This is a genomic window from Kitasatospora aureofaciens (assembly GCF_001188955.3).
GTDB classification, from domain to species: Bacteria; Actinomycetota; Actinomycetes; order Streptomycetales; family Streptomycetaceae; genus Kitasatospora; species Kitasatospora aureofaciens.
This window is the reverse complement of record NZ_JPRF03000014.1, coordinates 183,877-206,855: the sequence shown is the minus strand read 5'-3', so window position 1 is coordinate 206,855 and position 22,979 is coordinate 183,877. Positions and strand designations below refer to the sequence as shown.

Here is a 22,979-nt window from a genome sequence, read left to right as displayed (position 1 = left end):
ATAGTGTTTCGGTGGTCATAGCGTGAGGGAAACGCCCGGTTACATTCCGAACCCGGAAGCTAAGCCTCACAGCGCCGATGGTACTGCAGGGGGGACCCTGTGGGAGAGTAGGACGCCGCCGAACAATTCTTCGAGAGAAGCCCCCGCCGGGTGAACCGGACGGGGGCTTCTCTGTTGTAGGGTCAACATGCATTGTCGTGACACAGGACAGGAGGGCCCCCGGGTGGAGGTCCAGGAGACGCGGGTCCAGACCGATCGCGTCCTCACCATCCCCAACCTGCTGAGCATGGGCCGGCTGGTCGGTGTTCCGCTCTTTCTCTGGCTCATCCTGTGGCCCGCATTCGGCGGACCCAAGAATGACGGCTGGGCGCTGTTGATCCTCGCGCTCAGCGGGGTCAGTGACTACCTGGACGGAAAGCTCGCCAGGCGGTGGGGGCAGATCAGCCGGGTGGGACAGCTGCTGGACCCGCTGGCCGACCGGCTCTACGTCTTGTCCACGCTGGTCGGATTGACGTGGCGTGAGTTCCTGCCGTGGTGGGTGACGGCGATTCTGCTGGCCCGGGAAGTCTTCATCGCGTCGCTGCTGCCCATGCTGAACCGGCACGGTTACGGTCCGCTGCAGACGAGTTTCCTGGGGAAGGCCGCGACCTTCAATCTGATGTATGCGTTTCCGCTCCTGCTGCTCGGCGGCATCGACAGCTGGATCGCGCGGCCGGCCGAGGTGGTGAGCTGGGCCTTCATCTGGTGGGGGACGACGCTGTACTGGTGGTCCGCGATTCTTTACGCGGTTCAGGCGCGGCAGATCATCAAGCGCGCCGCCGCGGGCTCGACGTCCACAGCCTGAGACGCGATCTGAGAGAAGTCCCACGCCGCCCCGGTGCGTCGGACGAGACCTTCCGGGTAGAGAACCCTCTGGAACGGTTTGATGGACCCGTAGGTCCACCACCGCGAAGGAGGACGCACCCGTAATGAAAGCCGTAGTCATGGCAGGGGGCGAGGGTACCCGACTCCGCCCGATGACCTCCAGCATGCCGAAGCCGCTGCTTCCGGTCGCCAATATGCCGATCATGGAGCACGTGCTTCGGCTGCTGAAGCGGCACGGCCTCTCCGATACCGTCGTCACCGTCCAGTTCCTGGCGTCACTCGTCAAGAACTACTTCGGTGACGGTGAGGAACTGGGCATGCATCTCACCTATGCCCATGAGGAGACGCCACTCGGCACTGCGGGGAGTGTCAAGAACGCCGAGGACGCGCTCAAGGACGATTCCTTTCTGGTGATCTCCGGCGACGCGCTCACCGATTTCGATCTCACCAAGTTGATCGACTATCACCGCAGTAAGAACGCACTGGTTACCGTCTGTCTCACCAGGGTGCCGAATCCCCTGGAGTTCGGGATCACGATCACGGACGAGGAAGGCCGCGTCGAGCGCTTCCTGGAGAAGCCGACCTGGGGGCAGGTCTTCTCCGACACGGTGAACACCGGTATCTACGTGATGGAGCCAGAGGTCTTCGACTACGTCGCGGCGGGTGAGTCCGTCGACTGGTCGAGCGACGTCTTCCCCCAGCTGCTGAAGGAGGGCAAGCGGGTCTACGGCTACGTCGCCGAGGGCTACTGGGAGGACGTGGGCACCCACGAGAGCTACGGCAAGGCCCAGGCGGACGTCCTGGAGGGCAAGGTCGACGTCGAGCTGGAGGGGTTCGAGATCTCGCCGGGCGTCTGGGTGGCCGAGGGCGCCGAGGTGGACCCGGAGGCGGTGCTGCGCGGGCCGTTGTACATCGGGGACTACGCCAAGGTCGAGGCCGGCGTCGAGATCCGCGAGCACACCGTGCTGGGCAGCAACGTGGTGGTCAAGCGCGGTGCCTTCCTGCACAAGGCGGTGGTGCACGACAACGTGTATGTCGGTCCTCAGAGCAATCTGCGCGGCTGCGTGGTGGGCAAGAACACCGACGTGATGCGGGCCGCGCGGATCGAGGACGGCGCGGTGATCGGAGACGAGTGCCTGGTCGGCGAGGAGTCGATCATCGCGGCCAACGTCCGGGTCTACCCGTTCAAGACCATCGAGGCCGGCGCCGTGGTCAACACCTCGGTGATCTGGGAGTCGCGCGGCCAGGAACACCTCTTCGGCGCCCGCGGGGTCTCCGGCATCCTGAACGTCGAGATCACCCCGGAGCTGGCCGTCCGGCTGGCCGGGGCCTACGCCACGACGTTGAAGAAGGGCGCCACCGTCACCATTGCGCGTGACCACTCGCGTGGTGCGCGTGCGCTCAAACGGGCGATGATTTCGGCTCTGCAGACCTCCGCGATCGACGTCCGCGACCTGGAGAACGTGCCGATGCCGGTGGCCCGGCAGCACACCGCGCGGGGGAGCGCCGGCGGGATCTTCCTGCGGACCACGCCGGGGGTGCCGGACTCGCTCGACATCCTCTTCTTCGACGAGCGCGGGGCGGACCTCTCCCAGGCCGGGCAGCGCAAGCTCGACCGGGTCTACGCGCGCCAGGAGTACCGGCGGGCCTTCCCGGGCGAGATCGGGGACCTGACCTTCCCGTCCAGCGTGTTCGACTCCTACGCGGGCAACCTGCTGCGGACGGTGGACACCACCGGGGTCCGGGAGGCTGGGCTGAAGGTGGTGGTGGACACCGCGCACGGCAGTGCCGGGCTCGTGCTGCCCAGCATTCTCGGCCGGCTCGGCGTGGAGGCGCTCACCGTCTCCTCCGGGCTGGACGAGGCTCGGCCGACCGAGGACGCGGAGACCCGGCGGGCCGGGCTGGCCAGGCTCGGCGAGCTGGTGGCCTCCTCGCGGGCGGCCTTCGGTGTGCGGTTCGACCCGGTCGGCGAGCGGGTCGCGTTCGTGGACGAGCTCGGCCGGGTGATCGACGACGACCGGGCACTGCTGGTGCTGCTCGACCTGGTCGCGGCCGAGCGGCGCAGCGGGCAGGTTGCGCTGCCGGTGACCACGACCCGGATCGCCGAGCAGGTCGCCGCCTACCACGGCACCCAGGTCATCTGGACCACGACGACGCCGGACGACCTCGCCAAGGCGGCCTCCGCCGAGGGCACGGTGTTCGGCGGGGACGGGCGCGGCGGCTTCGTGGTGCCCGAGTTCAGCGGGGTGCTGGACGGTGCGGCGGCCTTCGTCCGGTTGGTCGGTCTGGTGGCCCGTACCCAGCTCACGCTGAGCCAGATCGACGCGCGGATCCCGCAGGCGCACATCCGGCGCCGGGACATCGCGACGCCGTGGGCCGCGAAGGGCATGGTGATGCGCTCGGTGGTGGAGGCGGCCGGCAGTCGGCGGCTGGACACCACGGACGGCGTGCGGGTGGTCGAGGCGGACGGGCGGTGGACGCTGGTCCTGCCGGACCCGGCCGAGGCGGTCACCCACCTGTGGGCCGAGGGTCCGGACGACGAGGCGACCGAGGCGCTGCTGGACGAGTGGGCGGCCGTGGTCGAGGGCGCGGGAAGGTGACGGTCTGAGCGGACGGGTCCGCTGATCGGACGAGTCCCTGAACGGCGGGGTGTGCGGAACGGTTCGCGCGCCCCGCCGTCCGTTTTCGCATCATTCGGAACGGTCTGACACTTCTGCTGATGTGTGCGGCGTGTGTGCAGCTCAGGGGCCGTGCGCGACCCCCTCGGCGGCCATGGGACGATGGTCCGCATGCCAGCGACGCCGACGCCGAGTGCTCCGAACGGACGGTACAACCGTCCGGACGCCTCGATGTCCCTGCTGACCAACGTGATGGACCACAGCCTGGACGAGGGCTACGCCGAAGCGGCCGCGGCCCGCGGCGGTGAGCACGACAGCCGGATACCCCGGACCCTGCGGGGTCTACTGACGCTGGGTGCCGGTCTGGCGCTGGTCGGGGCGGTGGTGACGGTCGGTGCGGTGAACGCGCACAAGGCCGAGCCGACGCTGGCCAAGGAGCGGGACGCGCTGATCCACCGGATCAACGACAGCAACGGCACGGCGGACCACCTCCAGAAGGAGGTCCAGGACCTGCGGCGCAAGGTGGAGGACACCCAGCAGCAGGCGCTGCCCTCGGGCGACGCCGGGGCGGCCGGTCTGACCGACCAGGTGGGGCTCGGAGAGGTCACCGGGCCCGGGGTGAAGCTGGTCCTGGAGGACGCCGCGGGCACGGGGAGCGGGGGCAACGTCGACCCGCGGGCCGGGCAGGGCTTCTCCAACAGCGGGCGGCTGCGCGACCGCGACCTGCAGCTGGTGGTGAACGGGCTGTGGGGATCCGGTGCGGAGGCCGTCTCGATCAACGGGCAGCGGCTGACCGCGCTGTCGGCGATCCGGGCCGCGGGTGAGGCCGTGCTGGTGGACAACCGGCCGCTGGTGCCGCCGTACAACATCCAGGCGATCGGCGACGGTCCGAAACTCCTCTCCGCCTTCGAGAACGACATGGCCGGGCAGTACCTGCGGTTGCTGGAGGAGAAGTACGGCATCAAGTCGACGCTGTCCGCGCAGAAGAGCCTGACGCTGCCCGCGGCGGTCGGCGTGACGCTGCGGACCGCCCAGCCGGTCACGCCCGAACCCTCGCCCACGCCGACCCCCACGCCCTCGGGCGGCTCGTCGACCGGCCCTGGCGGGACCCCGTCGGGCGGCTCGGGAACCGCGGAGAGCCCGGGCGCGTCCGTTTCACCGTCCGTGACCCGGAGCGTACCGACCGCGAAGCGGCGTCCGACCAGCGGATCCGCCAAGACCACGACAGGGACAGGAGCAGCTAGACCGTGATTGCCGTACTGGGTCTCGTGATCGGGGTGGTCGTCGGCCTCTTCGTCCAACCCGAGGTGCCCGACGCTGTCGTGCCCTACCTGCCGATCGCGGTGGTGGCGGCGCTGGACGCGGTGTTCGGTGGGGTCCGGGCGATGCTGGACGGGATCTTCAACGACAAGGTCTTCATCGTCTCGTTCCTGTCGAACGTGGTCGTTGCGGCGCTGATCGTCTTCCTGGGTGACCAGTTGGGCGTGGGCTCGCAGCTGTCCACGGGTGTGGTCGTCGTCCTCGGCATCCGCATCTTCTCCAACGCGGCCGCGATCCGGCGCCATGTCTTCCGGGCCTGAGTCGGGCCGCGAGACGGCGGCGACGGAGGAGGAGCAGAAGGCGGAGGCGCCAGCGGTCGAGGAGACCGTCGAGGAGCCGGTGGAGGAGCCGGTCGAGGAGCCGACCGGGAAGGCGCCCGAGGAATCCGTTCCGGCGGAGTCGGAGGAGCCGGAGGCGGCTGGGTGTGCCGAGGCCGAGGAGCGGCCGGAGGAGACTGACGCCAAGGCTGAGTTCGAGGGCGGGGCGGAGGACCCGGAGCCGTCGGTACGGCTGGTGAAGGCGGCCCGTCCCGAGCCGGAGCCGGAGCCGGAGCCGGTCGAGGCTGAGGCCGAGGCAGCGGCCGTCGAACCGTCGGAGGCCGCCGAGGAGCCGCCCGCCGTGGACCGGAACGCCGGTCGGCGGCGGCTGCAGGCCGCGCTGTGGCCGCCGCGGCTGTCGCGCGGGCAGCTGGTGGTGGCCCTGCTGCTGTTCTCGCTCGGCCTGGCGCTGGCGATCCAGGTGCGCTCGACCAACGACCACCACAACCAGCTGCGCGGGGCCCGGCAGGAGGACCTGGTCCGGATCCTCGACGAACTGGACAGCCGTCAGCAGCGTCTCCAGCAGGAGAAGGCGGAGCTGGAGCAGTCCCTGGGCAAGTTGGAGAACAGCTCCAACCAGGCCAAGGAGGCCCAGGAGCAGACCAGGAAGAAGATGACCGAACTGGGTGTGCTGGCCGGTACGGTCAAAGCCACAGGTCCTGGCATCGTCCTCACGGTCGACGATCCCCAAGGGCTGGTGAAGGCAGATATGCTGCTGGACACCCTGCAGGAACTTCGAGCGGCGGGGGCGGAGGCGATTCAGATCAACGACGTGCGCGTGGTGGTCAACACCTACTTCACCGACCTGTCGGGCGGTGGGGTGCAGATCGACGGGAAGAAGGTCTCGCAGCCCTACCGGTTCACCGTCGTGGGGAACCCGCAGGACCTGACGCCCGCGCTGAACATCCCGGGGGGCGTCGTCCGTACCCTGGAGAGCCACCAGGCGCGGGCGACGATCACCCAGCAGCAGAAGGTGGTCGTCGACGCCCTCGTGGACCTGAAGACGCCGCAGTACGCCAAGCCGGCCTCGAAGTGACGAGGCGCTCGACGAACGGCCCGTCAAGGGCGGGCGGCACCCGGTGCGGGGCGCCGTCGTCGCGTGGGAGAGACTGGTTCGCACCAGTACGCTCCGTAGCACCAACCGCAGCAACAACCGTCGGAGTACCACTCCAGCAGGCCCGGGCCGCGACCGGGCCCGCAGCCTGTCCGAGGTTCTCACCCTGCCCCGCGGGCGGGTCTGTCACACGCAAGGGGATTCGCCCGTGAGTTTCTTCTCGAAGTTGTTCGGCCGCAACAAGGGCCGTGACGCCGCCGCCGTCGAGGCGCCGACCGCGCGGCACCGCCGGGCGGAGGACGAGCCCGCGGTGCCGGGCATGCGTTCCGCTCCCGAGGCCGGGACGTACGCCGGACAGCAGTTGTACCGGGACGGCGCCGCCGCCCAGTACGCGGCGAATCCGGCGGGTTACGGCGCGTCGGTTGACCCCTCCGGCGACCCGCGCATAGGTTTCCCGTCAACACCCTCAACCTCTGGTGGAGGGTTTGCACCGGACCCGTACGCCGGGCACAACCCGTCGGGTGTGCCGCGCCAGGAGGCTGTGAACATGGCTGGCCCCACTCCGTGCCCCAGGTGCGGCAACCAGAACCCGGCCGCGGCCCGCTTCTGTTCCAACTGCGGCACCGCGTTGCGCGGCGGCCTGCTGCCCGAGGGGGCGGCGGAGACCACGTCGACCATCTCGATCTCCGGCCTGGAGTCCTACGACCCCTCCGCCACGACCGGCACCGGCACCACGCCGGCCCTGTCGGCCGAGGTGCTGTCGGCGATCGACGCGCTGCCGCCGGGCTCGGCGCTGCTGATCGTCCAGCGCGGCCCGAACTCGGGCAGCCGGTTCCTGCTGGACTCGGACATCACCACGGCGGGGCGCCACCCGCAGGGTGACATCTTCCTGGACGACGTCACGGTCTCCCGGCGGCACGTGGAGTTCCGCCGCACCCCGGCCGGCTTCATCGTCGCCGACGTGGGCAGCCTGAACGGCACCTACGTCAACCGGGAGCGGATCGACGAGGTGCCGCTGAACAACGGCGACGAGGTCCAGATCGGGAAGTACCGGCTGGTGTTCTTCGCCGGCCACCACCGGGGGTACTGAAGCCAACGTCGGTAGGAGCCCGAGTGAATACGAATACCCCTTCCTCTTCTCTCGGGGCGGCCAACCCTGCGTCGTCGTCCGGTCCGCACGCGGACCGGGGTGGGCGCGGGGTGGTCGCGGGCCCAAGGCAGCCGGTCCGGCCGGACCGGCCCGCCGGGCGGCGGCGCGGTGGTGACGAGCTGTTGAGCATCGGCGCGGTGCTGGCCTTCCTGCGTGACGACTTCCCCGAAGTGACCATCTCCAAGATCCGCTTCCTGGAGGCGGAGGGCCTGGTCGAGCCGCAGCGCACCCCCTCCGGGTACCGCAAGTTCAGCCCGTCGGACGTCGAGCGGCTGGCCTACGTCCTGCGGATGCAGCGGGACCACTACCTGCCGCTGCGGGTGATCCGCGAGCACCTGGACGCGATCGAGCGCGGTGAGGCCCCGCCCGCGCTGCCGTCCGCGGCCGAAACCCGGCGGGGGCCGCTGGAGGAGGCCGACCGTGAGTTGGTGGCCTCGGCCGACGCCTCCTCGGGGGTCCGTCTGGGGCGCGCCGAGCTGCTGGCGGCGGCCGAGGCCGGTGAGCGGGAGCTGGCCGAGTGGGAGTCGTACGGGCTGGTCGCGCCGGGCCCGGACGGCGGGTACGACGGGGAGGCGCTGCAGGTGGCCCGGCTGGTCGCGGAACTCGGCCGGTACGGACTGGAGCCGCGGCACCTGAGGGCCATGAAGGCGGCGGCGGACCGCGAGATCGCGCTGGTGGAGCAGGTGGTGGCGCCGCTGCGGCGGCACCGGAACCCGCAGACCCGGGCGCACGCGGAGGCCACCGCGCGGGAGCTGGCGATGCTGTCCGTACGGCTGCACGCGGCCATGGTCCAGGCCGGTCTGCGCACCTGCGGCCAGGGCCTGTCCAGGGCGTGACCCGGGCCCGGACGACGGCCCCCGAGGCGTCCCCGGCGTGGCCGGTGCACCGCGCTGACCAGCGGCGTCGGCCCTGCGCTTTCATATCCGGGATCGGAGCCATAGGGTTGCCTGTGTGAATGAGCTCGACGTCGTGGGTGTCCGAGTGGAGATGCCTTCCAACCAGCCGATCGTGCTGCTGCGGGAGGTCGGGGGAGACCGGTACCTGCCGATCTGGATCGGCCCCGGCGAGGCGACCGCGATCGCCTTCGCCCAGCAGGGCATGACTCCGGTGCGCCCGCTGACGCACGACCTGTTCAAGGACGTCCTGGAAGCGCTCGGTCAGCAGCTCACCGAGGTCCGGATCACCGACCTGCGGGAGGGCGTGTTCTACGCCGAGCTGGTGTTCGCCGGCGGGGTCGAGGTGAGTGCGCGGCCGTCCGACGCCATAGCTCTGGCCCTGCGCACCGGCACGCCGATCTACGGGAGCGAGGAGGTGCTCGCGGAGGCGGGCATCGCGATCCCGGACGAGCAGGAGGACGAGGTCGAGAAGTTCCGCGAGTTCCTCGACCAGGTGTCGCCCGAGGACTTCGGCGGGGGCGGTCCCCAGTAGTCCGCAGTGGTGCGGACGGTTCGGTCAGCTCTTCAGCGTGCCGTTTTGCCAAAATCCGTCCATCTACCCACACTAGGGGCACGAAAAACCACTCTCCTGAGTGATGTGGTTTGTCTGGCCCGGCGTGGCGATCGTTGACGGGTCATAGGGGACTGCCTACCGTCAGGAGTGGCTGTCCGGGTGGCCGATGCCCGCAGTCGGATTGCCCGCAGCACGAGCGGACGGAGGTAGGCATGAGCAGCACCGGCGATGACGCGGCCGTGGGAGGCCTGTGCGCCGTGCATATGCCGCGCACCGCTCGCACCGTGTCGGACCTTCCCAGGGTGGGCCGGTTCCCGGCCGTGCAGCCGGGCCAGCCCGCGATCGAGCGGCTGGCCCCGACGTCCGAACTGCTCGGTTTCCGCGGTCCGACGGCCTGTGCGGCGGCCGGGATCACCTACCGCCAGCTGGACTACTGGGCCCGCACCGGACTGCTGGAGCCCAGCGTGCGGACCGCGTACCCGGCGACCAGTCAGCGGCTCTACAGCTTCCGTGACGTCCTGCTGCTGAAGATCGTGAAGCGGCTGCTCGACGCGGGCGTCTCGCTGCAGAACATCCGGGTGGCCGTCGCCCATCTGCAGTCCGCCGATCAGGCCGACCTGACCGGGCTGACGCTGATGTGTGACGGTGCGACGGTGTACGAGTGCACCACGCCGCAGCAGGTGGTCGATCTGCTGAAGGGCGGTCAGGGGGTGTTCGGCATCGCGGTCGGAGCGGTCTGGCAGGAGCTGGAGCTGACCCTCGGGCGGCTGCACGCGGAGCGAACCGACACCGGCGAGACGCTGGTGGGCAACGATCCGGCGGACGAACTGGCGCAGCGGCGCAACCGGGCGGTCTGACGGAGCGATTCCGACGGGGCCGTGGCCCGGAACGGGGAACCGTTCCGGGCCACGGCCCCGTCGTGTTGCCTGGTGGAGCGATCGAGGGAGGGGCACGTGGAGGCCGGTACCGGGATATCGGGGTTGCTGCGGCGTCGGGCCGGGGGGCTGCGGGCGCGGCTGCGGGAGCGCCGGACGCAGCGCAGGGTCTTCCAGGTCACGACCCTGCTGTGCTCGCTGGCGCTGGCGCCGAGCGCCTGGTTGTGGTTCGCGGCGGGGGACCGGGTGGGCACGGTGGAGAGCGCGCCGTCGGCGCCGGTGGCCGTGGTCTTCGGCGCCGGGCTGGACCAGGGCAAGCCGTCGCCGTACCTGGAGCACCGGCTGGTGGCCGCGCTGGACCTGTACCGGGAGGGCAAGGTGAAGGCCGTCCTGGTGACCGGGGACAACGGGCGGACCGAGTACGACGAGCCGGACGCGATGTACCGGTACCTGACCGAGCACGGGGTCCCGGGGGACCGGGTGGTCCGGGACTACGCGGGCTTCGACACCTGGAACTCCTGCACCCGGGCGCACCGGATCTTCGGGGTGGACCGGGCGGTGCTGGTCAGCCAGGACTTCCACGTCCGGCGGGCGCTGGCGCTGTGCGAGGCGGCGGGCATCCGCTCCTACGCGGTCGGGGTGCCGGAGCCGCACGACATCACCTGGCTGTACGGCGGGCTGCGGGAGGTCGCCGGGGCGGGCAAGGCGGCGGTGAACGTCCTGCTGCGGCCGGACCCGGAGTTCCTCGGGCCGAAGGAGGACGGCATCCCGAAGGCGTTGGCGGCGGCCGCGGCGCGGTAGGGCGTGTCCGACGGTTCCCGCCGGGCGCGGGGTCCCGGCCGGGTTCGTACGCACTGTCGGACCCGTGCGCGATGATCGGCGGGTGCGATCTCTGCCGAGCATCATCCACCTCGACATGGACGCCTTCTTCGCGGCGGTGGAGCAGGCGGCCAAGCCGAGCCTGCGCGGGAAGCCGGTGATCGTCGGCGGGCTCGGCGGGCGCGGGGTGGTCTCCACGGCCTCGTACGAGGCGCGGAGGTTCGGGGTGCACTCGGCGATGCCGATGGCGCAGGCGCGGCGGCTGTGCCCGAACGCGGCCTTCCTGACCGGGCGCTTCGAGGCGTACCGGCAGAACAGCGAGATCGTGATGGGGTTGCTGCGCGAGCTGTCGCCGCTGGTGCAGCCGCTGAGCCTGGACGAGGCCTTCGTCGACCTGGAGGCCGGTCCCTACGGCCCGGTGCTGGCCGAGACCGACCACGAGACCGGGGAGCGGCTGGTGCTCGCCGTGGCGGAGGACCTGCGGGCGGACATCCAGCGGCGCACCGGGCTGACCGGCTCGGTCGGGGCGGCGGGCTCCAAGCTGATGGCGAAGATCGCCTCCGAGCAGGCCAAGCCGGACGGGCTGGTGCTGATCGAGCCGGGGCGGGAACGGGCGGTGCTCGGCCCGATGCCGGTCCGGGCGCTGCCGGGGATCGGCCCGGCCACCGAGCAGGTGCTGCGGCGGGCCGGGCTGAGCACGGTGGCGGACCTGGCGGACGCGGGGGAGGCGGAGCTGGTCCAATTGCTCGGGCGGGCGCACGGCGCCGGGATCCACCAGATGTCGATAGGGCTGGACGAGCGGCCGGTGGTGGCCGACCAGGACGCCAAGTCGGTCTCGGTGGAGGACACCTACGAGGTGGACCTGGCCGACCGGGACCGGGTGCTGCGCGAGGTGGAGGCGCTGGCGGGCCGGTGCGTGCGGCGGCTGCGGGCGGCCGGGCGCTCGGGGCGCACGGTGGTGCTCAAGGTCCGGCGGTTCGACTTCTCGACGCTGACGCGCTCGGAGACCCTCGGCGGCCCGACCGACGACGAGGCGGTGATCACCTCGACGGCGCGGCGACTGGCCGAGCAGGTGGACATCACCGGCGGGGTCCGGCTGCTCGGGGTGGGAGTCGCCCAACTCGCCGACTACACCCAGGAGGACCTGTTCGCGCAGGCCCTGCGGGAGGAGGCGGCGGAGCACGCCGAGGCGGCCGAGGCGGCGGTGGCCGAGGAGGAGCCGGAGGAGCCGGTGGTGCGCCGCTGGATGCCCGGACAGGACGTCCACCACGCCGAGTGGGGGCCGGGCTGGGTGCAGGGCAGCGGAGTCGGGCGGGTCACCGTGCGGTTCGAGACCCCGTGGAGCGGGCCGGGGCGGGTGCGGACCTTCGCGGTGGACGATCCGGCGCTGGAGCCGGCCCCGCCGCTGCCGCTGCGGCAGGCCGAGGAGCCGGGCAGCGAGGGGGAGTGAGGCGGGATGCGGAACGGCCCCACCCGGTGGAAGCACCGGGTGGGGCCGCATACCGTGCCGGACTCCGGACGGTCGTGATGCCCTCGCGACCGAGCGGAGACCGGGGCCCGCGCGTCCTGTCCCTGAGCGCGCGGGCCGGACGCCTCGTCAGGCGTCGGTCTTGGCCAGCTGGGGGCTGGAGTCCTGCGGGGCCGAGCCGTCGGCGACGGCCGGGGCCGACTTGACGGTGCGGATCAGGAAGGGGACGGCGCCGGCGATGACGCAGACGACGGCCGTGGTCCAGAACGCGTGCTTGTAGGCGTCCAGGGTGGGCAGCAGCACCGGGATCGGGAGCTTCATGACGTCGCCGGTCAGGATGGCGGTCATCACGGCGGTGCCGATGGCGCCGCCGACGGTGCGCAGCACGGAGTTCATGCCGTTGGCGATGCCGCTCTGCTCGACCGGGACGGCGCCGTTGATGAAGGCCGGCATCGCGGCGAAGGCGAGGCCGATGCCGAGGCCGAAGATGGCGGAGGCGGTGTAGATGTCGCCCTCGTGGCTGTGCCGCAGGGCCAGGTAGGCCATCGAGACCGCACCCAGGACGCCACCGAGGACCAGCGGCAGGCGCGGGCCGCGGCGGGCGATCAGCAGGGCGCCGACCGGGGCGGCCACCATCGAGCCGATGGCGGACGGCAGCAGCATCACACCGGCGTGCAGGACGGTCGCGGTGAAGCCGTAGTGGGCGTACTTCTCCGGGGTCTGGGCGAAGTTGCTGATGACCATGAACGAGCCGTACATGCCGAAGCCGATGAGCAGGCCGGACAGGTTGGTGAAGGCCACGGCCGGGCGGGACATCATCTTCAGGTCGACCAGGGGGTGCGAGACCTTGGTCTCGATGACGCCCCAGACCAGGGCCACCACGGCGGCGACGGCGAACAGGCCGAGGGTCTTGGTGGAGGTCCAGCCCCAGTGGTTGCCCTGGCTGACCGCGACCAGCAGGGCGGAGAGCCAGGCGGCCAGGGCGAGGGCACCGATCGGGTCGGCGCCGCCCTCCTTGTCGGTCACCGGGTCGGTCGGGACGCGGAAGGCGACCAGGGCGACCGCGATCAGGCCGAAGACCAGGCCCATCCAGAAGATGGACTTGTAGTTCCAGTGCTCCAGCAGCAGGCCGGTGGCGACCAGGCCGAGGCCGGAGCCGACGCCCATCGAGGCACTGATGGCGGCGACGCCGCCGGTGACCTTCTGCTTGGGCAGCTCGTCGCGGACGATGCTGATCGCCAGTGGCATCACGCCACCGCCGGCGCCCTGGAGGACGCGGGCGACGACCAGCCAGGTGAAGGAGTGGGTGCTGACCGCCAGGGCCGAACCGGCGACCAGACCGGCCAGCGAGATCAGCAGCATGGGCTTGCGGCCCCGGAGGTCGCCGAAGCGGCCCAGCAGGGGAGTCAGCACGGCGGCGGACAGCAGGTTGGCGGTCATCAGCCAGGTGATGTTGGAGCCCGAGACGTCCAGTTCCTTGGCCAGCGACGGCAGGATCGGGACGACCGCGGTCTGCACCACGCTGAACGACAGCATCGCCAGGATGAGGGCCGGCAGGACCCGGGCGTTGCTCTGCTTCTCGGCCGCGGTGGTGGGCTGTGGTGCCTCACTCACGGTTGCTTCCTCCCGTACATAGTGAATGTGCTGAAGTAACCCTGCCGGAAGATACTTCAGAGTGTCAAATATCGACTGGTTAAGGTTTGGCAAAGGTGAAGGTTCGCCTATGACCGACCGGCGGATCGCGGGCACGGCGAAGGGCCCCGGACCGGGGTCCCGGGGCCCTTCGGCGGTGCCGTCGGGTGTTGCGATCAGACCATCGGGCGCAGGGTGGTGGAGTGGGGGCCCTCCGGGGCCAGGGGCATCGAGCCGTTGGTCGGGCTCGGCGCAGGGGTGGCCGAGGCGGTGGTGTCGTGGATCTCGACGTTCTCGCGACGGAGCTCGTCCTGGACCAACTCCTCCTCGGTGTACCGCTCGACCACCAGGCGGACCCGCTCGATCGGGGCGAGGTACTTGCGGACCACCGGCCGTTCCTCGCGGACGGTGACCTCTTCCACCGCCTCGGCGATCTCCTCCTCGGTCAGCGATGCGCGCTCGGCGTCACTGACCCGTACCCGCTCCACCCGGACCCGCTCGCGGACCACCGGCACCCGGCGCTCGACCTGCTCGGTGGTCACGTACTTGCGCAGCCTCGCGGTGCCCAGGACGTGCCACTCCGTGCTGATGTCCAGCCGCTCCTCGCGGCAGGTGAACTCCACCGGGGCGCCGGGGGCCGAGGTGTCGGTGTCGGGCGCGAGGGGGCCGGCCGCGGTCGGAACGGGCCGGGACATCGGCTCGGCGGCGTGGGCGGGGGCCGGTGCGGGGGTGTCGAGGGATCGCAGGTAGGCCTCCGTGCTGGTGCTGGTGCTGGTGCTGGTGCTGGTGCCGGTGCTGGTGGCGGTCATCGTCGAGTCGGGGACGGGGGAGTGGAAGGCGAGGGGCTCGGCGACCGTGGCGGCCGGCGTGGTGCCGAAGTCGATGTCGGGCTGGGCGTCCCGGCCGGGCTCCCCGGAGATCGGATGGCCGTCCACCGGGGTGTCGAGGCCGTAGTAGCGGTAGAGCTGGAGCTCCTGGGCGGGCGACAGGTGCTGGCCCACGCCGAAGTCCGGAGAGTCCTTGACCAGCGTCTTGTCGTACGGGACCCGGAGTTCCTCGCCGGAGAACTCGCTCGTGGTGAGCGGGACGAAGGCGTCCCGGCCGAAGATGCCGGTGCGGATGGCCGCCCACTCCGGCTGTCCGGTGGCGTCGTCCAGGTAGACCTCGTCGACCGTGCCGATCTTGTCTCCGTTGCGGTCGACAGCCTTGTGGCCGATGAGGTCGCGGGGATCGATGTCGGTCTGCACGCTTTCCTCCAGTGCGCTGCGCCTGCGGAAGTCCCACAGATCGGCGACCGGACCACCCGTCCCGTCCGCCACTTCACACGAAAAGCCATGAAAAGGACGCGCGCGACCGGGGTGCGCCCGGACGGGTCGGCACTGGGCCGGACGGGGGACGCGCGTAGACCCGGAGTGACCCGAAGCACCCGTGATCGGAAGGCCTCCCGCTGGTACCCTGGGCGGCGACCGCCGAGCCCGCTCGGGAGAGTCCCCGACGGCGAAAACCACTGGTCGGGGCGCCGAAGGAGCAACTCCTCCCCGGAATCTCTCAGGCATCCGTACCGTGCGGGATAGGTCACTCTGGAAAGCAGGGCAGGACCGCCGGCGCGGGAGCCGGTGATCACCACCCTCACCGACGGTGCAAGCCGACGGAGCGCCACAGCGCGACGTGCGGGCGAAGCTCTCAGGTCCCGATGACAGAGGGGGAGGCCTTTCGGGTCCGTCCGCCCAGGCCGGTCCGCTGTCCGCAGCGGCGTCGGCCAGCCGGCGTGCGTACCCCCGCCGGTCCGTGACCAGGAGGCCTCGACCACCATGAACGCCCAGCCGAACGCGGGACGCCCCACCGGCGCCTCGACCCTCACCGAGCTTGAGCTGGCCAGCCCCTTCGAGAACCGCCACATCGGCCCCGACGCCGCCGCCCAGGAGAAGATGCTGGCGTCCGTCGGCTACGGCTCGCTGGACGAGCTCGCCGCCACGGCCGTTCCCGAGGCCATCCGTTCCATCACCGCCCTGGACCTGCCCGCCGGCCGCAGCGAGGCCCAGGTCCTCGCCGAGCTGCGCGAGCTGGCCGGCCGCAACCAGGTGCTCCAGCCGATGATCGGCCTGGGTTACTACGGCACCTTCACCCCGCCGGTGATCCTGCGCAACGTCATGGAGAACCCGGCCTGGTACACCGCCTACACCCCGTACCAGCCGGAGATCTCGCAGGGCCGCCTGGAGGCGCTGCTCAACTTCCAGACCCTGGTCTCCGACCTGACCGGCCTGCCCACCTCCGGCTCCTCGCTGCTGGACGAGGGCACCGCGGCCGCCGAGGCGATGGCGCTGGCCCGCCGCGTCACCAAGGTCAAGGGCGGCGTCTTCCTGGTCGACGCCGAGACCCTGCCGCAGACCGTCGCGGTGATCAACACCCGCGCCGTGCCGACCGGTGTCGAGGTCGTCGTCGCCGACCTCTCCGAGGGCATCCCGGCCGAGATCGCCGAGCGCGGCGTCTTCGGCGTGCTGCTGCAGTACCCGGGCGCCACCGGTGTGGTCCGCGACCTCGCCCCGGTGATAGAGCAGGCGCACGGCCTGGGCGCGATCGTCGCCGTCGCCGCCGACCTGCTGGCGCTCACCCTGCTCAAGTCCCCGGGCGCGCTGGGCGCGGACATCGCCTGCGGCACCTCGCAGCGCTTCGGCGTGCCGATGGGCTTCGGCGGCCCGCACGCCGGCTACCTGTCGGTGCGCGCCGAGTACGCCCGCTCGCTGCCCGGCCGCCTGGTCGGCGTCTCCGTCGATGCCGACGGCAACCGCGCCTACCGCCTGGCGCTGCAGACCCGCGAGCAGCACATCCGCCGCGAAAAGGCCACCAGCAACATCTGCACCGCCCAGGTGCTGCTCGCCGTGATGGCCTCGATGTACGCCGTCTACCACGGCCCGGACGGCCTGGCCGACATCGCCCGCCGCACCCACCGCTACGCGGCCGCCCTCGCCGAGGGCCTGCGGGCCGGTGGCGTCGAGCTGCTGCACGGCGAGTTCTTCGACACCGTCACCGCCGTCGTCCCGGGCCGCGCCGCCGAGATCGCCGCCGCCGCCCGCGCCAACGGCATCAACGTGTACCAGGACGGCGAGGACCGGATCTCGGTCTCCACCGACGAGACCACCACCCGCGAGCACCTGGCCGGCGTCTGGGCCGCGTTCGGCGTCCCCGCCGTCGAGGTGGCCGAGGCCGCCGAGACCCTGCCGGCCGCGCTGCTGCGCGAGGACGAGTACCTGACCCACCCGGTCTTCCACAGCCACCGCTCGGAGACCGCCATGCTGCGCTACCTGCGCCGCCTGTCGGACCGGGACTACGCGCTCGACCGCGGCATGATCCCGCTGGGCTCCTGCACCATGAAGCTCAACGCCACCACCGAGATGGAGGCGGTGACCTGGCCGGAGTTCGGCCAGCTGCACCCCTTCGCGCCGGTCGACCAGGCCGCGGGCTACCTGACCCTGATCCGCCAGCTGGAGCAGCAGCTCGTCGAGGTCACCGGCTACGACGCCGTCTCGATCCAGCCGAACGCGGGCTCCCAGGGCGAGCTGGCCGGCCTGCTGGCCGTCCGCGCCTACCACCACGCCAACGGCGACACCCAGCGCGACGTCTGCCTGATCCCGTCCTCGGCGCACGGAACCAACGCCGCCTCCGCGGTGATGGCCGGCATGCGCGTGGTCGTGGTGAAGACCCTGGTCGACGGCGACGTGGACGTCGAGGACCTGAAGGCCAAGATCGAGCAGCACCGCGACAACCTCTCGGTGCTGATGGTCACCTACCCGTCGACCCACGGCGTGTACGAGACCCAGATCACCGACATCTGCGCCCTGGTGCACGAGGCCGGCGGCCAGGTCTACGTGGACGGCGCCAACCTGAACGCCCTGGTGGGCCTGGCCAAGCCGGGCAAGTTCGGCGCGGACGTCTCGCACCTGAACCTGCACAAGACCTTCTGCATCCCGCACGGCGGCGGCGGCCCGGGCGTCGGCCCGGTCGCGGTGCGTGCCCACCTGGCGCCGTACCTGCCGAACCACCCGCTGCAGGAGGAGGCCGGCCCGGCCACCGGGGTCGGCCCGATCTCGGCCGCGCCGTGGGGCTCGGCGGCGATCCTGCCGATCTCCTGGGCGTACGTCCGGCTGATGGGCGGCGAGGGCCTCAAGCGCGCGACCCAGGTCGCGGTGCTGAACGCCAACTACATCGCCAAGCGCCTGTCCCCGCACTTCCCGGTGCTCTACACCGGCCCGGGCGGGCTGGTCGCGCACGAGTGCATCATCGACCTGCGCCCGCTGACCAAGGAGACGGGCGTGACGGTGGACGACATCGCCAAGCGCCTGATCGACTACGGTTTCCACGCGCCGACGATGTCCTTCCCGGTGGCCGGCACGCTGATGATCGAGCCGACCGAGTCCGAGGACCTGCACGAGATCGACCGGTTCTGCGACGCGATGATCGAGATCCGCGGCGAGATCGACAAGGTCGGCTCGGGCGCGTGGGCCGCGGACGACAACCCGCTGCGCAACGCCCCGCACACCGCCGCCGAGCTGGCCGGCGACTGGGCGCACGGCTACTCGCGGCAGGAGGCGGTCTTCCCGGCGGGCGTGAACCCGGCGGACAAGTACTGGCCGCCGGTGAGCCGGATCGACGGCGCGTACGGCGACCGGAACCTGGTCTGCTCCTGCCCGCCGCTGGACGAGTACGGCGTCTGATCCTCATCGGACGGGCACGGGGCAGGGCCCCGGCGGAAGGTTTCCGCCGGGGCCCTGCCCTTCGTGTTGCGCCTTGCGCGGCGCTTCGTGCGGTCGGGTCGGCGGCTGCCCCCGCCGGGCGCGGCCCCGGGCCGTACGGTTCCGGCCGTACGGGGTCGGGCCGCGTGGGCTCAGGCCGCGTGGGCGACGGGGCGGCGCGGGGCGATCACCCGGCCGTCGGGCAGCAGCTCTCCGGTGTCCTCGAACAGGACGACGCCGTTGCAGAGCAGGCTCCAGCCCTGCTCCGGGTGGCAGGCCACCGGCACGGCCGCTTCGCGGTCCTCGGACTCGGCCGTCGGGCACTCAGGACGGTGCTGGCACATACGCGTACCCTCGCTTCGCTCTGCGATCCTCCCCGTGGTGCGGTCCCCGGAGGTCGAGCCGTCCGGAGCCGCCGTGGTGGTCGGATCCTGTCCGCGCGCCGACCAGGTGTGGACCGGCGCTCAAGTGGGTAGGATAGGTGGTCCTTCCACGCTGGTTCCCAGTGTCGGCATCCGCGGACGCGCGCGCAGGTATTTCGTGACATGCGCCACAACTCCCGGACAGAGATCACCCGTTCAGGTGGGGCCCGGGGGGAAAAGCGCACCGCCGGGTCAGCCAGGGCATGGCCCGGTGGGGCCATGGCGGGTGGCCCGAGCGGGTGGTAGCCGTTCGGGTGAGGCCGTCCGGGGGCGTCGGAGCGCACGGCGGAGGGCCGCCGGGCGAGGTGCCCGGCGGCCGGTGCGGTGCTTCGGCTCCCGGCCGGGTCAGGAGGAGCCGAGCAGCAGCGGCGGCGGCCCGGCGAGCGGGGCGCGGGTGAGCAGCGGGAGCAGCTCGGCGGCGGGGTAGGCGCGGTGCGCGGTGACCCCGAGCGGGGCCGGGGCCAGCGGGATGAGCAGGTCGGCGCCCGGGCCGGCGTCGGGGCTGTGCAGCCAGAGCGCGGTGGCGTACTGGCCGGGGAAGGTGAGCAGCCGGGGCTGGCAGCGGGAGCGGGAGCCCTGGGCGAGCTGCCAGGCCTCGCGCAGCGCCCGGACGGTGGAGGAGAGGTACGGGCCGGCGGTGAAGTGGGAGAAGGTGTGGCCCTCCGCGCTCTGCACCACCTCGGCGGCGGCGGCCACGTCGGGGCCGTGCTTGATCAGGAAGCGCCAGCCGGTCCGACGGGCGGCGGGCAGTTCGGGATGGGGGCCGTCCAGGACGTGCACCGCGAGCGGGTGCGCGGGAAGCAGCGGACCGGTCGGATGACGGAGCGCTGCGGCGGCGGGCTGGCGCAGCGCGGTCTCCGAGTCGAGCGCGCCCAGGACCGCGCGCAGGGCACTCGGTGGGGGCTGGGGGGTCTGCAGGGTCATGGCGGGGTCCGCCTCTCCAAGCGAGATCGGCGTGCGAGTGCGGCATACCGGCACGGCGCGGTGCGTCTTCGCTGACGGGGGCCGGCCTTGTCCGGTTGTGCAGGATCGCGGCGCCGGCGCGGTCGCCCGTCCTCGGCGAGGGCCGAGGAATGGGGAACGGACCGGTCGGCGCGCAGTGCGAACTCAGCGAACTCATCGAACAAATGCGCAGGGTGATCTGTTTATCACAGGCCGTGGTGCCGGGCAAGTCTGCAGATGGTCTGAATTTCCGTCAGATGCCTTGCATTGCAAGCCAGTACAAGCATTCGGGTATCGATCTTCGAGGTGGGCATGATGCTGGCACGGTCGACCGGCCGGGTGTCTCAGGAGGAGGGGACCGTGGGCGAGAAGGTCGTGGCGACTCGGGCGGATCTGGCGGACCGGCAGCAGTACCGGCTCAAGCTCCAGGCCTGTCTGGACGCGCTCGGGCGGATGCTGCGCGAGGACCGCTTCGACCGGCCGCGGGCGGTGATGGGCCTGGAGATCGAGCTCAACCTGGCCGACGAGCAGGGCCTGCCGGTGCTGCGCAACGCCCAGGTGCTGAGCGCGATCGGCTCCAGCGACTTCCAGACCGAACTGGGCCAGTTCAACATCGAGGTCAACATCGTGCCGCACCGGCTGTGCGGGCACGTCTTCGAGGAACTGCGTGAGGAGATCGACACCGGGCTGCGCTACGCCGACCGGCAGGCGGCCGAGGCCGGCGCCCGGATCGTCATGGTGGGCATCCTGCCGACCCTGGAGAGCGACCACACCGGGCTCGACGCGATGAGCCACAACCAGCGGTACAGCCTGCTCAGCGACCAGATCCTGGCCGCCAGGGGGGAGGACATCGCGCTGGACATCGAGGGCGTCGAACACCTCCAGCTGGAGTCCATCACCATGGTGGCCGAGGCCGCCGCGACCTCCTTGCAGCTGCACCTCCAGGTGACCCCGGAGCGGTTCTCCTCGGTCTGGAACGCCGCCCAGGCGATCTGCGGACCGCAGCTCGCGCTGGGCGCCAACTCCCCGTTCCTGTTCGGGCGGGAACTGTGGCGGGAGACCCGCCCGGTGCTCTTCCAGCAGGCCTGCGACACCCGTTCGGCGGAGCTCAAGGCCCAGGGCGTGCGCCCGATCACCTGGTTCGGGGAGCGCTGGGTGGACTCGGCCTACGACCTGTTCGAGGAGAACCTGCGCTACTTCCCGGCGCTGCTGCCGATCTGCGACGACGAGGACCCGTTGAAGGTGCTGACCTCCGGCGGCGCGCCCAGGCTCGCCGAGATGCGGCTGCACAACGGCACCATCTACCGCTGGAACCGGCCGGTGTACGACGTCGCCGGCGGGGTCGCCCACCTGCGGGTGGAGAACCGGGCGCTGCCGGCCGGGCCGACGGTGGCCGACACCCTGGCCAACGCCGCCTTCTACTACGGGCTGGTGCGGGTGCTCGCCGAACAGCCCCGGCCGGTCTGGACCCGGCTGCCGTTCGAGCGGGCGGACGAGAACTTCCGCCAGGGCGCCCGCTACGGCATCGACGCGGTGTTCCAGTGGCCGCGCCCCGGCCGGGCGGGCCGGGGCGGCGGGCTGCAGACGGTCTCGGCGGTCGACCTGGTCCTCAACGAACTGCTGCCGATGGCCCACCAGGGGCTGGACGAGTGGGGCGTGGAGCCCGCCGACCGCGACCGCTACCTGGGGATCATCGAGCAGCGCTGCCTGCGCCGCACCAACGGCGCAGCCTGGCAGAGCGCCACCTTCCACCGGCTGCGCGAGCAGTACGGGATGGACCGCCCGGCCGCGCTCGCCGCCATGACCAGGCGTTACGCCGAGCACATGCGCGGAGGCGAGCCGGTGCACACCTGGCCGGTCGGCTGACGGGTCCGCGCCCTGTGTCAGGATGATCGCTCCGGTCTTCGGCCGACCGCCGGAGCGATCGTCCGTTCGATGGAGCGCCCGTGACAACCAGCCCGACCGTGCCGGAGACCGCGGAGCGCACCCGGCGGCTGCTCGGCGTGGAACTGCTGATCGTCCTCGGCCTGTCCCTCGGAGCCAGCGGGATCAGCGCCCTGATCAGCTTCGCGGGCTCGCTCACCGAACCGCTCCGGCTCGGCCAGCAGGTCGCCACGCTGAACGGCTCGCGCGCGCCCGGGCGGCCCTGGCTGGACCTGGTGTGGCAGCTGTACTACATCGGGCGCGGGCTGATGCCGGTGGTGCTGGTCGGCTACCTGCTGGTGCGCGAGGGCGCCTCGCTGCGGGTGCTGGGCTTCGACCTGCGGGACAAGCTGCGCGACCTCGGCCGGGGCGCGGGCGTCGCGGCGGCGATCGGCGGCTCCGGGCTGGCCCTGTACCTGGCCTCGCAGGCGGCCGGGTACAACCTGACGGTGGCGCCCTCGGGGCTGCCGGACGTGTGGTGGCGGGTGCCGGTGCTGGTGTTGTCGGCCTGGCAGAACGCGGTCCTGGAGGAGGTCGTCGTCCTCGGCTACCTGCTGCGCCGGCTGGCGCAGCAGGGGTGGTCCTGGCCGGCCGCGGTGGCGGCCAGCTCGGTGCTGCGCGGCTCGTACCACCTGTACCAGGGGGTCGGCGGGCTGGTCGGCAACATGGTGATGGGGGCGGTGTTCTGCCTGCTGTACCGGCGCTGGGGGCGGGTGATGCCGCTGGTGGCGGCGCACGCGCTGATCGACACGGTGGCCTTCGTCGGGTACGCGCTGCTCGCCGGGCACGTCAGCTGGCTGCCGACCCCCTGACCTGCGGTCCCGGCAGCGAGTGGCTGCGCGGCGGGCGGGCCAGCAGGCGCTCGACGTGCCGGCGCTCCAGGCCCTGGCCCGGGTCGATCGGCAGCAGCAGCCGGTCGCGGCGCCACAGGGAGCGGCGGACCAGCCGGGAGGGGATGACGTCGTCGACCCAGGCGAACGGGCGGCCCCCGGCGTAGCGCAGCAGCGGGGCCCACTTGGCGGCGGAGAACAGTTCCATCAGGGGGACGCGCGGGTCGCCGGGCTGGGGGACGTACCCGGTGAAGCGGACGAAGGGGAGCGGGTCCAGGCCGATCGCCGGGGCGATGTGGGTGTTGGCGTGCTCCTCCCAGGTGGTGGCCCAGACCAGCTCGTACGCTCCGGCGAGTTCGCGCAGCCAGACGCCGTGCTTGGCGGCGAGCAGGACGGCGTAGCCGAGCAGGGTGTGGGAGTCGAACCCGGCGTCCGGATGCGGACAGACCGGGTTCAGCACCCCGTCGACATCCAGGAACAGCAGTGGCTTAGGCACCGGTGGGCCCCCAGGTGGACGGTGTTTCCTGTCTGGTCGGACGAACCACGCGCACCGGTGGTTGCTCGCC

General features: G+C 71.7%; 19 protein-coding genes, 1 rRNA gene and 2 riboswitches. Of the genes, 15 read left to right on the top strand and 5 right to left on the bottom strand.

Translation table 11 applies throughout. From position 1 onward, the window contains the following. Window positions 1–7: 7 nt before the first annotated feature. From rrf to HS99_RS07925, 12 genes are all read left to right on the top strand, one after another. Window positions 8–124, top strand: a 5S ribosomal RNA gene (gene rrf / locus HS99_RS07980). 99 nt (window positions 125–223) lie between these two features. Beyond that, window positions 224–844, top strand: a complete 621-nt coding sequence (clsA, locus tag HS99_RS07975; protein WP_030288326.1) for a cardiolipin synthase ClsA — start codon at window positions 224–226, stop codon at window positions 842–844. A 124-nt stretch (window positions 845–968) separates the two neighbouring features. After that, complete coding sequence (locus HS99_RS07970; RefSeq protein WP_030288328.1) at window positions 969–3,464, top strand: mannose-1-phosphate guanyltransferase; 2,496 nt, start codon at window positions 969–971, stop codon at window positions 3,462–3,464. Between the two features lie 189 nt (window positions 3,465–3,653). Next, window positions 3,654–4,733 carry a DUF881 domain-containing protein gene (locus HS99_RS07965; protein WP_305953103.1) on the top strand — a complete coding sequence of 360 codons (1,080 nt, stop codon included), beginning with the start codon at window positions 3,654–3,656 and terminating at the stop codon, window positions 4,731–4,733. Beyond that, on the top strand, window positions 4,730–5,062 hold the full coding sequence (locus HS99_RS07960) for a small basic family protein (RefSeq protein WP_030062488.1): 333 nt from the start codon (window positions 4,730–4,732) through the stop codon (window positions 5,060–5,062). The genes HS99_RS07965 and HS99_RS07960 overlap by 4 nt, the downstream gene beginning before the upstream one ends. Then, the gene (locus HS99_RS07955; RefSeq protein WP_232543150.1) at window positions 5,046–6,155 is read left to right on the top strand and encodes a DUF881 domain-containing protein; all 1,110 of its coding nucleotides are present in this window, start codon (window positions 5,046–5,048) and stop codon (window positions 6,153–6,155) included. Before HS99_RS07960 ends, HS99_RS07955 begins: the two co-directional genes overlap by 17 nt. A gap of 226 nt (window positions 6,156–6,381) precedes the next feature. Beyond that, a complete protein-coding gene (locus tag HS99_RS07950) occupies window positions 6,382–7,263 on the top strand; it encodes a double zinc ribbon and FHA domain-containing protein (protein WP_063737809.1) in 882 nt (293 codons plus the stop codon). 182 nt (window positions 7,264–7,445) lie between these two features. Then, window positions 7,446–8,159, top strand: coding sequence for a transcriptional regulator FtsR (gene ftsR / locus HS99_RS07945; protein ID WP_037830786.1), 714 nt, complete (start codon window positions 7,446–7,448; stop codon window positions 8,157–8,159). Between the two features lie 115 nt (window positions 8,160–8,274). Beyond that, a complete protein-coding gene (locus HS99_RS07940) occupies window positions 8,275–8,751 on the top strand; it encodes a bifunctional nuclease family protein (protein ID WP_030062493.1) in 477 nt (158 codons plus the stop codon). A gap of 233 nt (window positions 8,752–8,984) precedes the next feature. After that, window positions 8,985–9,629 carry a MerR family transcriptional regulator gene (locus HS99_RS07935; RefSeq protein ID WP_030288340.1) on the top strand — a complete coding sequence of 215 codons (645 nt, stop codon included), beginning with the start codon at window positions 8,985–8,987 and terminating at the stop codon, window positions 9,627–9,629. A 96-nt stretch (window positions 9,630–9,725) separates the two neighbouring features. Then, window positions 9,726–10,448, top strand: a complete 723-nt coding sequence (locus HS99_RS07930) for a SanA/YdcF family protein (RefSeq protein WP_223885902.1) — start codon at window positions 9,726–9,728, stop codon at window positions 10,446–10,448. Between the two features lie 82 nt (window positions 10,449–10,530). Then, the gene (locus tag HS99_RS07925; protein WP_030555008.1) at window positions 10,531–11,916 is read left to right on the top strand and encodes a DNA polymerase IV; all 1,386 of its coding nucleotides are present in this window, start codon (window positions 10,531–10,533) and stop codon (window positions 11,914–11,916) included. A gap of 147 nt (window positions 11,917–12,063) precedes the next feature. Here HS99_RS07925 and HS99_RS07920 read toward each other — a convergent pair whose 3' ends face one another. Beyond that, window positions 12,064–13,548 carry an MFS transporter gene (locus HS99_RS07920; protein WP_030288348.1) on the bottom strand — a complete coding sequence of 495 codons (1,485 nt, stop codon included), beginning with the start codon at window positions 13,546–13,548 and terminating at the stop codon, window positions 12,064–12,066. A 194-nt stretch (window positions 13,549–13,742) separates the two neighbouring features. Then, on the bottom strand, window positions 13,743–14,813 hold the full coding sequence (locus HS99_RS40815; protein WP_078867544.1) for a PRC and DUF2382 domain-containing protein: 1,071 nt from the start codon (window positions 14,811–14,813) through the stop codon (window positions 13,743–13,745). Between the two features lie 223 nt (window positions 14,814–15,036). Continuing rightward, window positions 15,037–15,140: riboswitch (glycine riboswitch) on the top strand. Window position 15,141: 1 nt separating this feature from the next. Next, window positions 15,142–15,273, top strand: a riboswitch (glycine riboswitch). 104 nt (window positions 15,274–15,377) lie between these two features. Between HS99_RS40815 and gcvP the strand changes: the two genes are divergently transcribed. After that, window positions 15,378–18,278 (top strand): aminomethyl-transferring glycine dehydrogenase, encoded by a 2,901-nt coding sequence (gene gcvP, locus HS99_RS07910; RefSeq protein ID WP_030598424.1) that lies wholly within the window; start codon window positions 15,378–15,380, stop codon window positions 18,276–18,278. Window positions 18,279–18,448: 170 nt separating this feature from the next. On the opposite strand, the gene HS99_RS07905 is transcribed toward gcvP, so the two are convergent. Beyond that, a complete protein-coding gene (locus HS99_RS07905) occupies window positions 18,449–18,640 on the bottom strand; it encodes a DUF5999 family protein (protein ID WP_030288352.1) in 192 nt (63 codons plus the stop codon). Between the two features lie 423 nt (window positions 18,641–19,063). Beyond that, window positions 19,064–19,642, bottom strand: coding sequence for a hypothetical protein (locus tag HS99_RS07900; RefSeq protein WP_030288354.1), 579 nt, complete (start codon window positions 19,640–19,642; stop codon window positions 19,064–19,066). 378 nt (window positions 19,643–20,020) lie between these two features. Here HS99_RS07900 and HS99_RS07895 point away from each other — a divergent pair, with 378 nt between their 5' ends. Together HS99_RS07895 and HS99_RS07890 are read left to right on the top strand one after the other, a co-directional pair. Further along, entirely contained in the window at window positions 20,021–21,526 is a 1,506-nt protein-coding gene (locus tag HS99_RS07895; RefSeq protein WP_030288356.1) for a glutamate-cysteine ligase family protein, read from the top strand. Window positions 21,527–21,606: 80 nt separating this feature from the next. Continuing rightward, entirely contained in the window at window positions 21,607–22,395 is a 789-nt protein-coding gene (locus tag HS99_RS07890; RefSeq protein ID WP_037830789.1) for a CPBP family intramembrane glutamic endopeptidase, read from the top strand. On the opposite strand, the gene HS99_RS07885 is transcribed toward HS99_RS07890, so the two are convergent. Next, window positions 22,373–22,909 (bottom strand): HAD domain-containing protein, encoded by a 537-nt coding sequence (locus HS99_RS07885; RefSeq protein WP_030288360.1) that lies wholly within the window; start codon window positions 22,907–22,909, stop codon window positions 22,373–22,375. The two genes, HS99_RS07890 and HS99_RS07885, sit on opposite strands and share 23 nt — an antisense overlap. Window positions 22,910–22,979: the final 70 nt, after the last annotated feature.

Bases quoted from the DNA above. Each gene is read 5' to 3' on its own strand.
- HS99_RS07970 (WP_030288328.1), top strand. From the start codon at position 969: ATGAAAGCCGTAGTCATGGCAGGGGGCGAGGGTACCCGACTCCGCCCG.
- HS99_RS07965 (WP_305953103.1), top strand. From the start codon at position 3,654: ATGCCAGCGACGCCGACGCCGAGTGCTCCGAACGGACGGTACAACCGT.
- HS99_RS07955 (WP_232543150.1), top strand. From the start codon at position 5,046: ATGTCTTCCGGGCCTGAGTCGGGCCGCGAGACGGCGGCGACGGAGGAG.
- HS99_RS07935 (WP_030288340.1), top strand. From the start codon at position 8,985: ATGAGCAGCACCGGCGATGACGCGGCCGTGGGAGGCCTGTGCGCCGTG.
- gcvP (WP_030598424.1), top strand. From the start codon at position 15,378: ATGAACGCCCAGCCGAACGCGGGACGCCCCACCGGCGCCTCGACCCTC.
- HS99_RS07905 (WP_030288352.1), bottom strand. From the start codon at position 18,640: ATGTGCCAGCACCGTCCTGAGTGCCCGACGGCCGAGTCCGAGGACCGC.
- HS99_RS07900 (WP_030288354.1), bottom strand. From the start codon at position 19,642: ATGACCCTGCAGACCCCCCAGCCCCCACCGAGTGCCCTGCGCGCGGTC.